The sequence below is a fragment of the Streptomyces antibioticus genome (genome assembly GCF_002019855.1).
Classification (GTDB): domain Bacteria; phylum Actinomycetota; class Actinomycetes; order Streptomycetales; family Streptomycetaceae; genus Streptomyces; species Streptomyces antibioticus_B.
This window is the reverse complement of the sequence record NZ_CM007717.1, coordinates 225929-238273: the sequence shown is the minus strand read 5'-3', so window position 1 is coordinate 238273 and position 12345 is coordinate 225929. Positions and strand designations below refer to the sequence as shown.

The 12345-nt window shown below is 71.9% G+C and carries 11 protein-coding genes; 4 read left to right on the top strand and 7 right to left on the bottom strand.

What is annotated here, in order from left to right; translation table 11 throughout:
• Positions 1–75 precede the first annotated feature (75 nt).
• The 3 genes from AFM16_RS01090 to AFM16_RS01080 all read right to left on the bottom strand — a co-directional run bounded on the left by AFM16_RS01090 (position 76) and on the right by AFM16_RS01080 (position 3656).
• Positions 76–1035 carry an ABC transporter substrate-binding protein gene (locus tag AFM16_RS01090; RefSeq protein WP_078631692.1) on the bottom strand — a complete coding sequence of 320 codons (960 nt, stop codon included), beginning with the start codon at positions 1033–1035 and terminating at the stop codon, positions 76–78.
• Positions 1036–1084: 49 nt separating this feature from the next.
• Positions 1085–2485, bottom strand: a complete 1401-nt coding sequence (locus tag AFM16_RS01085; RefSeq protein ID WP_245177589.1) for an LLM class flavin-dependent oxidoreductase — start codon at positions 2483–2485, stop codon at positions 1085–1087.
• Between the two features lie 448 nt (positions 2486–2933).
• Entirely contained in the window at positions 2934–3656 is a 723-nt protein-coding gene (locus AFM16_RS01080) for a GntR family transcriptional regulator (RefSeq protein WP_078631690.1), read from the bottom strand.
• 171 nt (positions 3657–3827) lie between these two features.
• On the opposite strand from AFM16_RS01080, the gene AFM16_RS01075 reads away from it, so the two are divergent.
• The gene (locus AFM16_RS01075) at positions 3828–4781 is read left to right on the top strand and encodes a sulfurtransferase (RefSeq protein WP_078631688.1); all 954 of its coding nucleotides are present in this window, start codon (positions 3828–3830) and stop codon (positions 4779–4781) included.
• Positions 4782–4849: 68 nt separating this feature from the next.
• Here AFM16_RS01075 and AFM16_RS01070 read toward each other — a convergent pair whose 3' ends face one another.
• Positions 4850–5302, bottom strand: coding sequence for a phospholipase (locus tag AFM16_RS01070; RefSeq protein WP_030788780.1), 453 nt, complete (start codon positions 5300–5302; stop codon positions 4850–4852).
• Positions 5303–5522: 220 nt separating this feature from the next.
• The gene (fxsT, locus tag AFM16_RS01065; protein ID WP_078631686.1) at positions 5523–8993 is read right to left on the bottom strand and encodes an FxSxx-COOH system tetratricopeptide repeat protein; all 3471 of its coding nucleotides are present in this window, start codon (positions 8991–8993) and stop codon (positions 5523–5525) included.
• Positions 8994–9136: 143 nt separating this feature from the next.
• On the opposite strand from fxsT, the gene AFM16_RS01060 reads away from it, so the two are divergent.
• The gene (locus AFM16_RS01060) at positions 9137–9340 is read left to right on the top strand and encodes a hypothetical protein (RefSeq protein ID WP_037875501.1); all 204 of its coding nucleotides are present in this window, start codon (positions 9137–9139) and stop codon (positions 9338–9340) included.
• 81 nt (positions 9341–9421) lie between these two features.
• Positions 9422–9589 (top strand): hypothetical protein, encoded by a 168-nt coding sequence (locus AFM16_RS39250; RefSeq protein ID WP_167797133.1) that lies wholly within the window; start codon positions 9422–9424, stop codon positions 9587–9589.
• Positions 9590–9613: 24 nt separating this feature from the next.
• Here the strand turns inward: AFM16_RS39250 and AFM16_RS01055 are convergent, their stop codons facing one another.
• Positions 9614–10147: a hypothetical protein gene (locus AFM16_RS01055; protein ID WP_078631684.1), complete on the bottom strand. Its 534-nt coding sequence runs from the start codon at positions 10145–10147 to the stop codon at positions 9614–9616.
• Between the two features lie 226 nt (positions 10148–10373).
• Positions 10374–11399, bottom strand: coding sequence for a hypothetical protein (locus AFM16_RS01050; protein ID WP_078631683.1), 1026 nt, complete (start codon positions 11397–11399; stop codon positions 10374–10376).
• Positions 11400–11527: 128 nt separating this feature from the next.
• On the opposite strand from AFM16_RS01050, the gene AFM16_RS01045 reads away from it, so the two are divergent.
• Entirely contained in the window at positions 11528–12307 is a 780-nt protein-coding gene (locus AFM16_RS01045) for a DUF429 domain-containing protein (RefSeq protein ID WP_078636791.1), read from the top strand.
• Positions 12308–12345: the final 38 nt, after the last annotated feature.

Here is a 12345-nt window from a genome sequence, read left to right as displayed (position 1 = left end):
TGGCGCGGGAGCGGGCCGGGCCGAGGGGCGCCGTCCCCGTGCCGCGACGGCGGCGGCCGTCGTACGGGAGCGGGTTCATGCGCCGGTCCGGGCCGCGGGGAGCGCCGCCGTGTGTCCCGGGGCGAGGTCCGGCAGCAGGTCGGTGCGGTAGGCCGTGCGCCAGCCGTCGGCCGTGGGCAGGACGCCCTGGGCGGCGAGCCAGTGGGCGTAGGGGCCCATGCGGTCCTCGGCGATGCCGCCCCAACGTCCCTCGTGGTCCGTCCAGGTCGGTGCCACCAGCTCCAGCGAGCGGGCTATGAGGGGGCGCGGGAAGTAGGGGATGACGCGTTCCAGGAGGGCCAGCGTGGCGGGCTGGTCGGCGGCCGCCGCGGCGAACCCGCGCGCGGTCGCTGCGAGGAAGCGGCGTACGGCGTCGGGATCGGCGCGGACCGTCTCCTCGTGCGCCCCGAGGAGGTAGCTGTGGTAGCGCGGGGCGCCGATCTCGTCCACCGGCCAGGTCAGCCGGCGCTCCTCGGGGAGGCCGCCGCGCAGCGCGTCCCAGGACCAGTAGACGCCGAAGGTGGCGTCGGCCTCGCCCGACTCCAGGTCGTCCACGGTCAGTTCGCGATACCCGGCGTCGACGGTCACCACGGCGTCGGGATCACCGCCGTCCGCGGCGACCAGATGCCGCACCAACGCCCGCCCGCGCGGGGTCGGGTTGTACGCGAGGCGCCGTCCCGCCAGGTCCCGGGGCCGTTCGATACCGCGTCCGGTCACGGTCTGAATGGCTTCCAGGGCACGGTGGTTGACCGCCGAGACGGCGATCAGCGGCTGCCCCTGGGCACGGCGCACCAGCAGCCGGTTGGGCGGGAAGATCCCGAAGTCGGCCTGGCGGCGGGCGAGATACTCCAGGGTGTCGCCACGACCGGGATCCTGCACGGACAGTTCGACCTCGAGACCGGCCTCCCGGTACCAGCCACGGTCGCGGGCGACGAAGAAGCCGGCGGAGTTGGGCCAGGGGTGGAAGTAGTCGAGCATGACGCGGATGTGGGACACGGGGGCTCCGGGGAAGAGGTGCGGCGGGGCGAGGAGGAGTGGGTGTGGATCAGGGGCGTCGGTGGCGGGCGCCGGGGTGGTCCTCGGGCAGCCGGGTGCGGCCGGGGCCGTGGGTGTGCTCGCGCAGCGTGGTGCCCTCGTACTCGGTCCACACCCGGCCGCGGCGCTGGAGTTCGGGCACGACGAGATCGACGAAGTCGCGCAGGGTGACCGGCGGGACGGGGTCGGCGACGTTGAAACCGTCCAGGTCGGCCTCTTCGGCCCACCGCTCCAGTTCGTCGGCGACCGTGCCCGGAGAGCCGACGAGGACCGGCCCGCCACCGCCGACACCGACGAACTCGGCGATCTCACGAGGCGTCCAGGTGCGCTCGGGATCCAGGCGGGTGAACACCTCCAGCAGACCGCGGATGCCCTCGGTGTCGGCGTACCGGAGCGGGGTGTCGGGGTCCAGCGCGGACAGGTCGATGCCGAGCAGGGCGCTGTAGCGGGCGAGGCTGCCCTCCAGCGAGGAGTAGGAGCGGTACTCCTCGTACTTGGCGCGGGCCTCGGCGTCGGTGGGGGCCACGACGACGGTGACGATGCCGAAGAAGCGCAGCTCACGAGGGTCGCGCCCGGCCTCGGCGGCGGAGGCGCGCACGGCGTCGACGAGGGTACGGGCCAGGGCGGGGCTGTAGGCGGAGAGGAAGACGCCCTCGGCGTGCCGCCCGGCGAAGCGCCGCCCGGCGGGCGACGTGCCGGCCTGGTACAGAACAGGGGTGCGCTGGACGGACGGTTCCGACAGGGCGATGTCCGGGACGCTGAAGTGGGTGCCTTTGTGGGCGATCGGATGCACCTTGTCGGGGTCGGCGAAGACGCCGGAGGCCGTGTCGCGCACCACGGCGTCGTCCTCCCAACTGCCTTCCCAGAGCTTGTAGACGACCTCCATGAACTCCTCGGCCACGGCGTAGCGTTCGTCGTGCGGGATCTGCCGTTCCAGACCGAGGTTGCGGGCGGCGCTGTCCAGCGCGGAGGTGACGATGTTCCAGCCGATCCGCCCGTTGCTGAGGTGGTCGAGGGTCGTCATCTTCCGGGCGAACGCGTAGGGGCGTTCATAGGTGGAGGACACGGTGACCGCGAACCCGAGACGCGTGGTGGCCGCGGCGAGCGCGCTGACGAGGAGGAGCGGGTCGTCGGTGGGGGTGTTGATGCCGTCGCGCAGGGCGGCCCGTGTGGAGCCCTGGTAGACGTCGAGGGGGCCGAGGGCGTCGGCGATGAACAGGGCGTCGAACCGGCCGCGTTCGAGGATCCGGGCGGTCTCGATCCAGTGGTCCAGGTCCTGGTAGCGGTGCGCCTGGCTGTCGGGGTGCCGCCACAGGCCCATCGCGGTGTGCCCGACGGTCGACTGACGGAGGCCGTTGAGACGTATGCGGCGCGGGCCGCTGCCGGTGCCGGATGTCGGGGAGGGGGTCACGGGGGTGCTCCAGATCGATGAGGGGCAGCCTCGGGGCGCGGGGCGCCTCCGGTGGAGGCGGAGACCGCGGGGCACGGATGCCTGATGCCTCGGGCGGCGGATCAGGCGCGGGCGGCGTGCCGAGAGGCGGCTGGGCCGGGAAACAGGGCGCCCGGTCGACGCGGAGAGCGTGGTGGGCGCGGATCAGCCGGCGGTACAGAAGGCGCTGGCGCAGCGTCCGTGATCGACGTGGCGGCGCAGGGTGAGGCGGCGGCCACGGTCGAGGCGGCCCAGAGGGCCGTGGGAAAGGGCGCGGAGGGGCGCGAGGTCTCGCGCGGGGTGGGTGGACATCCGCTGCTCCTTTCCTGAGAGATGAGGGTGAGTGAGGAAGAACGTCACTCAGTGATACGCATTGAGATGATTTACGGCTAGATCATCTGATCTGGTGGCGGTGAGCCTAACATTCCGGTCAGGGGGCGCCGTTTTCGTCGGCGCCGACCAGAGCGTTGATCCGCTGCTCCAGGCTGCGGCGCAGATGCGCACGGGCGGCCTCGCGGGCGCGGTCGGCGTCGTGGTCGTGCAGGGCGCGCAGGATCGCCTCGTGCTCCTGGTGCAGCGGCTCGATCCCGCCGAAGGGGGACGGCGGTCCGCTGTCGTAGATCCGCAGCCGGGCCGTGAGCTTCACCAGCAACTCGGTGATGGTCGCGTTGTGTCCGGCCTGCCAGAGCAGCTCGTGGAACCGGAAGTTGGCCGCGCGGGCGGCCGCCCTGCCCTCGTCCGTGTCGGCGTGGACGATCAGTTCGTGCTGGCGGCGCAGCCGGGCGAGGTCGAGTTCGGTGGCCCGCAGGGCGGCGGAGGCGGCGGCCTCGGCCTCCAGGGCGATGCGTGCCTCGTAGATCTCCACGACGTCCTCGGCCGTGCCCGAGCGGACCCGGAAGCCGCGCGGGGCGCGCTCCAGCAGTCCGTCGTGCTCCAGCAGGGCGAGGGCTTCGCGCATCGGCGTCCGGGACACGCCGTAGTCGCTGCTCAGGACGGTCTCCATGAGGGCCGAGCCCGGCGGGAAGCGGCCGTCCATGACGTCACGGCGCAGCCGCCAGTACAGCTCCGAGCCCGAGGGCGCCGCCGCCTCGGCGGGCGCGTCCTGGGCCTGCGCTCCGGGGGAGGAGGGGGCGGGCGGGGTGTGTCTCGGCATGGCGGTCCTCGGTCGGCCGGAGCGGAGCGTCCCGCCCGAGGGCGGGAGACGCCGATCCGACGAGTTCGGATACGTGATGGGATCACCGTACAGCAAACGTATGCATGCGTATACGCTGAGGGCTCCTCCGAATCCGCTTCCCGGCCCGCCGGGCTTCTGGAAAGGCGCCGTATGAACCTGGGCACGTCCGGTGCGCACCGCGGCAGCATCCTGATCGACGCCGACGAACTGGCCCGCCTGCTCGAGGAGGGCCGGGAGGGTCCCGCCCCGGTGCTCGTCCTGGACGCCACGGTCGTTCTCGCGCAGCCCGCGCACGACGGCGACTACCGTGCCGCCTCGGGCGCCGACGCCTGGGCCGGGGCGCACATCCCGGGTTCACGGCACGTGGATCTGCTGACCGCGTTCACCGATCCCGCGGCGCTCTACCACTTCGCCCACCCGTCCCGCGCCGCGACCCGGCGCGAACTGGCCGCGCTGGGCGCCGACGAACGCACCACCGTCGTCCTGTACGACCAGGGCTCGCTGCAATGGGCGGCTCGTTTGTGGTGGGTGCTGCGCGACGCGGGTGTGGCCGCCCGCGTGCTGGACGGGGGGCTGCCCGCGTGGACGGCGGCCGGTCTGCCGGTGGTGTCGTCCGCACCTGACGTGGCGGGAACCGTGCGTCGTCGGTCGGAGGGGGACGCGTTCCCCGGCGCCACGGCGGGCGATGCCGCGCGACCGTCGCTGTGGCTGGACAAGGAGGGCGTGCGCGCGGTGAGCGAGGGGCGCGCGTCCGGCACCCTGGTGTGCGCACTGGGTGCCGCGCACTTCGAGGGGACCACGCCCACCCGCTACAGCAGGCGGGGCCGTATCCCCGGCAGCGTGAGCCTGCCCGCCCAGGACTTCCTGGACGGCGACGGCCGCCTCCTCCCCGCCCCTGACCTCGCGGCCCGCGCGAGCGGCCTCCCGGACGGGGGTGCCGGCGGCCCGGTCGTTCTGTACTGCGGCGGCGGAATCTCCGCGTCCCTGGACGCCCTGGCCCTCACCCTGGCCGGCGTCGACCCGCTGGTCATGTACGACGGCTCGCTGGAGGAGTGGACGGCGGATCCGGAACTCCCCCTGGTGCGAGGGAAGGTGACCGGTTGAGGAGTCACGCCTCCTCAACCGGACCGCTGACGTTCGACGTTCGATGTTCGTGCGAGTGAGGCGGTGGATCAGCCGAGTGCCTTGACGGCCTGGTAGTAGGTCCAGGCCGTGCCGTTGCAGGAGGTCTTGGTGGCGCCGCTGTAGCCGTTGCAGACCCGCAGGAGGTCTTCGTAGAAGGCGCTGTCCAGACGGGACTTGTTGGCGGAGAAGGAGCCGGCGGCCTTGTAGTTGCGGTAACCGAAGTCGTGGCGGGCGCAGGACGTGGCGAACGGGAAGCCGAAGGGGTTGTCCGGGGAGGACGAGCAGTAGTCGGTGGACCAGTCGAATCCGTACGCCGACCAGGCTCCCTGGTTGTTGCGAGCGGAGACCCAGGAGTTGTAGCTCCCGGCACTGGTCTGGGTCCAACTGGACAGGACTTGGGGCTTGTCGGCGGGGGCGGCGCTTGCGGCGGTGGCGGTCGCTGTGATGGTGGCCAGAGCCATGGCCGAGGCGGCGAGACCGGTGGCGAGTTTGCGGTGCATTCCACACCTCCACGACGCTGCGACCCGCCCGTCGGGCCGCAGGCTCATGACAAGAATGGTCAGCGTCGCGCCCCGCCTTGCATAGAGTCTGGAACCCAACAATCAAGCGAATTGCAAGGAGTTGCAGAGACAGATTTCAGGGTTGCTACCGGCTTGGCGGACTTTGGCTTGATCTGTTCCCCCGCACCCGGAGGGCGAGGGTGATCCGGGGGCCGGAAGGTCACAGCGACAGCGGCACGATGTCGCAATCGATCCGTTCACCTCGCGTGTAGCGAACGGTGAGGGGACCAGGGCTCTCCAAGGCGCGTTCCATGCGCCGCAGGGTGCCCTCGCGCAGAGCCGTGCCTTCCGCCACGGCTCCTACGGCGACGAGGTCCAGGGCCAAGTTCCCGGCACACACCAGGGTGTTCGGGTGCTCCTCGCCGAAGCTGACCCGGCTGTGTCGCAGCGCGGCCTCGCCGCGACGCCGTGCCTCTTCGTGGCGGCCGAGGGCGGCGAGATCGGTGGCCAGATTGATCGCACAGACCAGGGTGAGCGGATGCCCTTCGCCGAGCCGGCCGCCGAGGGCGACGAGCGCTGCCTCGTCCAACTGGTGTGCCTCCTGGGCCAGCCCGAGCTGTCGTAGCGTCACGGCGAGATCGACGTCGGCGGACAGGCTGTGCGGGTGCCGAGGGCTGTACACCTGCCGGTACCGCTGGCAGGCCATGACCCCGTGGCGGTGGGCCGCGTCCAGGTCACCGTTCTCGCGCAGCGCCATCGACAGGGTCAGCTCGGCGGCCAGTGTCCTGGGATGGTTCCGCTCGTAGCGCTTCGCGAACTCGGTGTGCGCGTGCTTGGCCAGCTCCAGTGAACGTGCGGGGTCGCCTGCCTTGCGGCAGGACTCACTGAGCTGGCGCATCGCCTCGAACGTGACGGGATGGTCGCGGCCGTACGCCTCGTGGACGGACTGGTGGAGACGACGCGCGGTGGCGTAGCGGCCCCTCTCCCGGGCGGCGACGGCGAGTCCGTCCACGGTGATCAGCAGGGACCGGTCGCCCTTGCCGAACAGACGGCGCTTCAGGACCAGGGTCCGGCGGTCGAGTTCCTCGGCCTGCTGGAAGTCACCGGACAGCCGCAGGTGCACGGCGACACCGTGGGCGATGTCGAGCGTGACCGGATCGTCCTCGCCGAAGGCTGCGCGGGCCCGTTCGTAGGCGGTCCTGTCCACGTCGGCGGCGGCCGCGAACGCGCCCTCGGCACGGTGTATGGCGGCCGTGAGCCGGAGAACCCCGAGCGCGTCGTCAGACGGGTCGTCGCCGCCCTGTGCAGCCCGGAGACGGTCGGCCTGCTCCGCCGCTTTGTCGAACCTCCCCGCCGTCCAGTACGTGAAGCCCAGCCACCGCCCCATCGACCGTGTGAGCGGGTCTCCCTCGCCGAACTGGGTCCGCCACGTCTGCCAGGTGCGCTCGGAGAACGCCAGCGACATTCTGTGATCGCCCTGGTGATGGAGGTACTCGGCAAGATTGCGCACCAGGTGGCGGACCGTCGACTGGTCGGACCGGATCGCCTCGGACGCGATGACGTGGGGCAGAAGCTCCGCGTACCGCGGCCAGCTTGTCGGGTCACCCGGTTCCTTGGGGTCGGCGGCTCCCAGCAGGGCATGGGCACCCCGGCGCATCCGGGACTGTGCGTCAGGGCTCATCCGGTCCCGCACGGCGTGCTGTACGAGGCGGTGCATCTGTAGGGAGTCGGTGAGGTGGTCGACTCGGGCCAGTGAGTAGCGGTTCACCTCTCTGATCGCGAGTGCAAGGCGCTTGGCGTCGTTCAGGAGGGGATCCAGTTCGGGGTGGACGCTGACTTCTCCGCCTCCGAAGAAGATCGCTCGGGAGATGGGGTCGGACGCGAAGTACGAGCACAGTTGGAGCAGTCTGAGCGCGCCGGGGTCGTGGGTCTCCAGGCTGCCGAGAGACACGCTCCAGGCGGCTGTGAGCGGTACCGGGTAGTCGGGTGGGGGAGCGGAGTCGAGTGCGGCGCGGGTCTCCTCGAACGCACGCAGGTATTCGGAGGTGGGCATTCCGGTCTCCGCCCGCCAGGCGGCAGCTTGCTCCAGCGCCAGCGGCAGGTCGCCCAGTGCCTCGGCCAGCGCATCGGTCTCGTCGTCGTCCCACGGGAGCCCGGCGCGGCGCAGCAGCAGTTCTTTGCTCTCCTGGCGCGTGAACCCGTTCACCTCGACGGCGTGGCCGATCTGTGCCCAGCGTCGATTGCGGGAGGTGACGAGGATCGAGCCCTTACCCTGACGCGGAAAGTAGGGGCTGACCTCGTCCGGGTTGTCCGCGTTGTCGAAGACCAGCAGCCAGCGGGCATACGGGCGCCCCTCGCGCAGCGCCTCCCGGACGACCGGCCCGGCGATATGGGACTCCTCCTCGGTGGTGAGGCCCAGTCGCAGGGCCAGTTCCGCCAAGGACGGACCGATCCGGTCGGGCCGTTCGGCGGAGATCCACCAGACGATGTCGTACTCGTGCTGATACCGGAACACGTACTCGACGGCCAGTTGGGTCTTCCCGACACCGCCCATGCCGTGGACCGCTTGGGGCAGCACCGCCGTCGTACCTGGGAGCAGCCGTTCGTGCAGCGACTCCAACAGCGCCTGTCGGCCGGTGAAGTTGGGGTTGCGAGGGGGCACGTTGCCCCAGATGTACGGCGCCTGATGCCGGGCCGGGCGCCGCGTTCGCGGCGTCCGAGCAGCGGGACCGTCCTCGGTGTCCGCGCTGTCCGCGCGGACAACGTGCCCGGCCACGACGGAGGAGGTCCCCTCGGCGGCAGCTCCCGCGCCGACGCCGACCCCCATCTGCGCCCGCGCGGCCGCCAACTGTGACTTGTGCGCGGCCAGTTCTTCGTCCGCCGCTTCGAGGGCGATCTCGTACTCCCACAGCGGATGCAGGTCCTCGGCCGGCTGCCAGCGGTGGTCGTGGTCATCGCTCGCCGTGGCGGCGTCGCCGGGCCGGCGCTCCGTGGTCGCGGAGGTGACGATCCGGCTGACGGCCTCCAGCGCCAGCCGGTATTCCTCGGCCCGCTGTTCGGCGAGAAGGCGCAGATCCTCCGCTTCCTCGCGTTCCCTCCTGGCCTGGGCCAGACGGTCGTCGGCCTGGTCGAGCAGCGCCTTGGTGCTGTCCAACTCGCCCTGGATCGCCCGGAGATCAACGGGCGGGACGGCAGCCCGGGCCTGGTCGCGCTCCCGCTCCAGCGCCTTGCACCGCCGGGTGAGCGAACCGACCACCTCCAGCAGCATGTGGACGAGGCGACTGGTCCCCAGCAGAGCGTCCTTGGCGGCGATCTCGCCCTTGCGTGCGTCGTCGAGTCTCAACTGCAACTCAAGCGCGGTGCCCGTGGGTTGTTCGGCGACGGCCGCGGTCCGGGCACGAGCGGCGGTCTCCGCGGCCTCCAGGAGTCGTATGCCCTCCTGGAGCTGGATCCGTCGGATCCGGGGATCCCTGATCAGAACGGTGACGAGATCCTCGAGCAGATACCCGGGGAGCAATTTGGTCCCCTTGCGGAACTCGCTCCACTGGTTGCGGCCGTAGGGGAACCGGTCGGCCAACGCGCGGACGGTCCAGCCGTTGGTCACCCGGCGCAGCCACTGGGCGAGTTCGTCCGCTTCGGGCGTATCGCCGCTCAGCGGCCCGACCCGACCGCCGCCACCCTGGCTGTGCATCTGGCCCCCTGTCCGCAGGTGTCCGCGCTGTCCGCGATGTTCGGTGGCGTGAACTGCACTGATGTCTCACCTCAAGACGGACAATCAGATCATTCCCGCACGCTGGCCTTCCACCCCTTCGGCACGATCGGAAGGCGCCAGTGATGCGTAGCCCCAGCCGTAACAAGCTCGATCTCATCGTCTTCATCGCCGTCCTCGGTGTCGGTGTCCTCCTGCTCGCCCTCGGCGTCTCCGCGAACTCCCTGGCCACGGTCAGCGTCGCGCTCTCCGGTCTCTACGGCGCGTGGACGGGCACCCGCCCCACGGCCGCCCCTCGCTCGCGCGAGCAGGATCAGGAACGGCGCTGATGACGAAAGGGGGGACCCCTGTCCGCGGCTGCGAGAGCGTGACAAGATCACAGCGGATTTCGGCCAACGGCAGGGGTGGACATGCGCACACGACAGTTCGGCGGAATGCTCGTTTTCGGTGTCTTCGTCGTGGCGAGCGCGATCGGGTACGGACTCAACGACGGCACTCCGAGCGTTCCCTGGGGCGTGTCCGGAGCCGTCGCCGGACTTCTGCTGGCCCTGCTGATACGGCGCGTCAGGGGACGTTGACGGCGGAGGCGCGCCGGCGAGGCGTCAATGCCCCGCCGCCACTTTCACCAGGGCCACCGCCACGCCGATGGCCGCGTCCGCGAGGCCGGCGACCACCGCTCCCAGGGCGCCGCCGCCCATGCGCAGGCCGCCCAGACAGCCCCACAGGAAGAGGGAGATGACGCTGACGCCGGCCGCCGTCAGCAAAGCGGACTCCAAGGACAGGACGTCCAGCGCGGCCAGGGCGATCAGTACGGCCGGGCCTGCGGCGCAGGACAGCAGGGGGCTGCTGACGTACAGCATGCGGCGCAGTTCGCGACCGGTGGCGAGGTGACGGTGGACCGTGCGGTGCGCCTGCTGGTCGGCGACGAGGGCCGCGAGCCACAGGCCGAGGGCGGTCGTCAGGACGGTGGCGATGGCGCCGAGGGCGTCGACCTCGCCGAAGGACAGACCGACCACCACGGCGATCATGGTGATGGTCGCGTAGATGCGCTCCTTGAGACGGTCCGCGAGCACGGCGGGGTCGGCATCGGAGCCGTCGGCGCCGGGTGAGGGGTCTGCTCGTGGTTCGTCCGTCACCTGGTGCCCCTCGTCGCTCGGCTGCGGCGGCACACGGTGTGCGGCGCCACTGTCACGGACACCAGCATGCATCGGGCCGGGGCCCGAATCCGGCAACGGCGAGCGTGTGGTCCGGATCGCCGCGCTGCTGCTGACCACCGGCGTCCGGCCCGCCCGCCCCCGCTGCCACCGCGCGCGGAACCTGCGAGGGTCGCGGCGGCGGTCGCAGCCACTACAGGCCCCGCTGCTACCGCGCGCGGAACCTGCTCAGCCTGGGGCCGCGTACGGCGGGCAGCCTGACCAGGGTGTGCCGGAACGCGTCGCGGTTGGGCAGCAGGGGGTGCCACGGGTGCGGCGGCAGGGGATAGTCGTCGCGCAGCACGCCCTGCGGGACCACCCCCGTCGCGGGCACGGGGGAGGTCTCGTCGTCGGGGTGGGCGAGGTACGCCCAGACTCCGCCGTCCAACGGCACCACTGCCCCCTCGTCGCCGGCCGGGCGCCAGGGTGCGCCCGTGAGCGGGTGGCGGGGGACGAGGAGGATGTCGGGACGGGGCCGGGCGGTCGAGATCCCGGGGCCGGCCAGGCCCGCGGTCCACGCCTCGGGTCCGGGGGAGAGGCACCGGCCGACGGCATGGCCGAGCAACTCGGAGACCGGGCCCGAGGGGAGGGTCACCGGACGGTCCTCGGTGGTCGCCACGAGATGGGCCAGCATGACACCGAGCGCCGCCTCCCAACGGCGGCTCCACGACCCGTCGGCTTCAACAGGCGGGACACGCTCCAGGTCGTCCCAGTCGGGCGGCGGACCGGCCGGCAGCCCCGAGGAGCGGCGCACGACCGCGGCGGGCTCCAGCCACACCGTCTGCCACGATCCGCAGTCGTCGATGCGCGTGGCCACGGGCCGACCGCACCCCGCGCACGCCAGGTTGGGGCCCGCCCTGCCGTCCACGCCCCGGCAGTACCCCTCGCACTTCTCCAGGATCAGGGTCGTCGACCGGGAGTCGCCGGGGGCGATGACGATCCGGTTCCGCGCGCCGAAGGGGACCGCGTACACCGGGGCGTACACACCCTGTTCTGCGGCCGTGTCCTCGCCCACGTCCTCCCACAGCCGCCAGGGCGGTCCGGTGGGCAGGGGGTCGACGGCGTACGTGGCGGGTTCCATCAGCGGGGGATGGAGTTCCTCCCACGCCCCGTAGTGGGTGTGCACCGGGAGGGCGACCCGGGACACCGGCGCCGTCAGCTCCGTACCGCACCCGGCACAGACGAACACGTCCAACCAAGCTCCCCCTCGCCCCGTTTCCCCGCCGGATTGTGCATCGCGCCGAGGGGCGGTTCCACCGAATATCCGGGTGGCGGCCGGATCCACGGGAAGGCGGTCGTACGGCACCTGGCACCATGGGCCGCATGCGCACGGTGGGGATCGATCTGTCCGCCGACCGGTCGAAGACGGCGATGTCGGTGCTGGAGTGGAAGGACGGGGTGGCCGAGGTCGGCCCGCCCGCGGTCAAGTGCACCGACGACGCGTTGATCGACCGGCTCGCGGGGCTGCGTCCCGGTGACCGGGCCGGGGTCGACACGCCGTTCGGGTGGCCGGCCGAGTTCGTGCGCGCGGTCGGGGCGCACCTCGCCGAGAAGCCGTGGCCGGGGCGCGGTCAGGACAGTGAGCGGTACCGGAAGGACCGTCTGCGGTACCGGCTGACGGACCGGATCGTGCGCGATCAGATCCACCCGGTCGGCGCGCCGCTTCCGGCTCCTTTCGACCGGATCGGGGCGATGGTGGCGCGGTGGGCTCATCTGGAGGACGAGCTGAACCGTCGTGGTGTTCCCGTCGACAGGACGGGACGGGGACCGATCGCCGAGGTGTACCCGAAGGCGTCCCGGCACCGCTGGGGACTTCTCGGCGGCCCGCGCACGATGGATGCCCTGCTGGCGGCCGCGCCCTGGTTGCGGTGCGACCCGCCGACGGCGCGCGCCTACGACGCCAGTGAGCATGCGTTCGACGCCTTGGTGTGCTCGTTGACGGCGCGGGCGGTGGCATGCGGCCTGACCACGTACCCCGATGCGGCGGAGACCGACGACGCCCGGATCGAGGGCTGGATCCACCTGCCGGTGCCGGGGTCGTTGGCGCGGCTGCCGCTCCAGGAGGACGCGGTTCCGCTGCCGCCGCCGACGTCCACCGGATGAGCCGCCGGTGAGAGACGGCCCGTACCGCCGCCGGGTGC

Excerpts from the sequence above, each read along its gene's own strand:
- AFM16_RS39250 (WP_167797133.1), top strand. The coding sequence starts at position 9,422 with ATGCGCACACGACAGTTCGGCGGAATGCTCGTTTTCGGTGTCTTCGTC.
- AFM16_RS01075 (WP_078631688.1), top strand. The coding sequence starts at position 3,828 with ATGAACCTGGGCACGTCCGGTGCGCACCGCGGCAGCATCCTGATCGAC.
- fxsT (WP_078631686.1), bottom strand. The coding sequence starts at position 8,993 with ATGCACAGCCAGGGTGGCGGCGGTCGGGTCGGGCCGCTGAGCGGCGAT.
- AFM16_RS01045 (WP_078636791.1), top strand. The coding sequence starts at position 11,528 with ATGCGCACGGTGGGGATCGATCTGTCCGCCGACCGGTCGAAGACGGCG.
- AFM16_RS01070 (WP_030788780.1), bottom strand. The coding sequence starts at position 5,302 with ATGCACCGCAAACTCGCCACCGGTCTCGCCGCCTCGGCCATGGCTCTG.
- AFM16_RS01080 (WP_078631690.1), bottom strand. The coding sequence starts at position 3,656 with ATGCCGAGACACACCCCGCCCGCCCCCTCCTCCCCCGGAGCGCAGGCC.
- AFM16_RS01060 (WP_037875501.1), top strand. The coding sequence starts at position 9,137 with ATGCGTAGCCCCAGCCGTAACAAGCTCGATCTCATCGTCTTCATCGCC.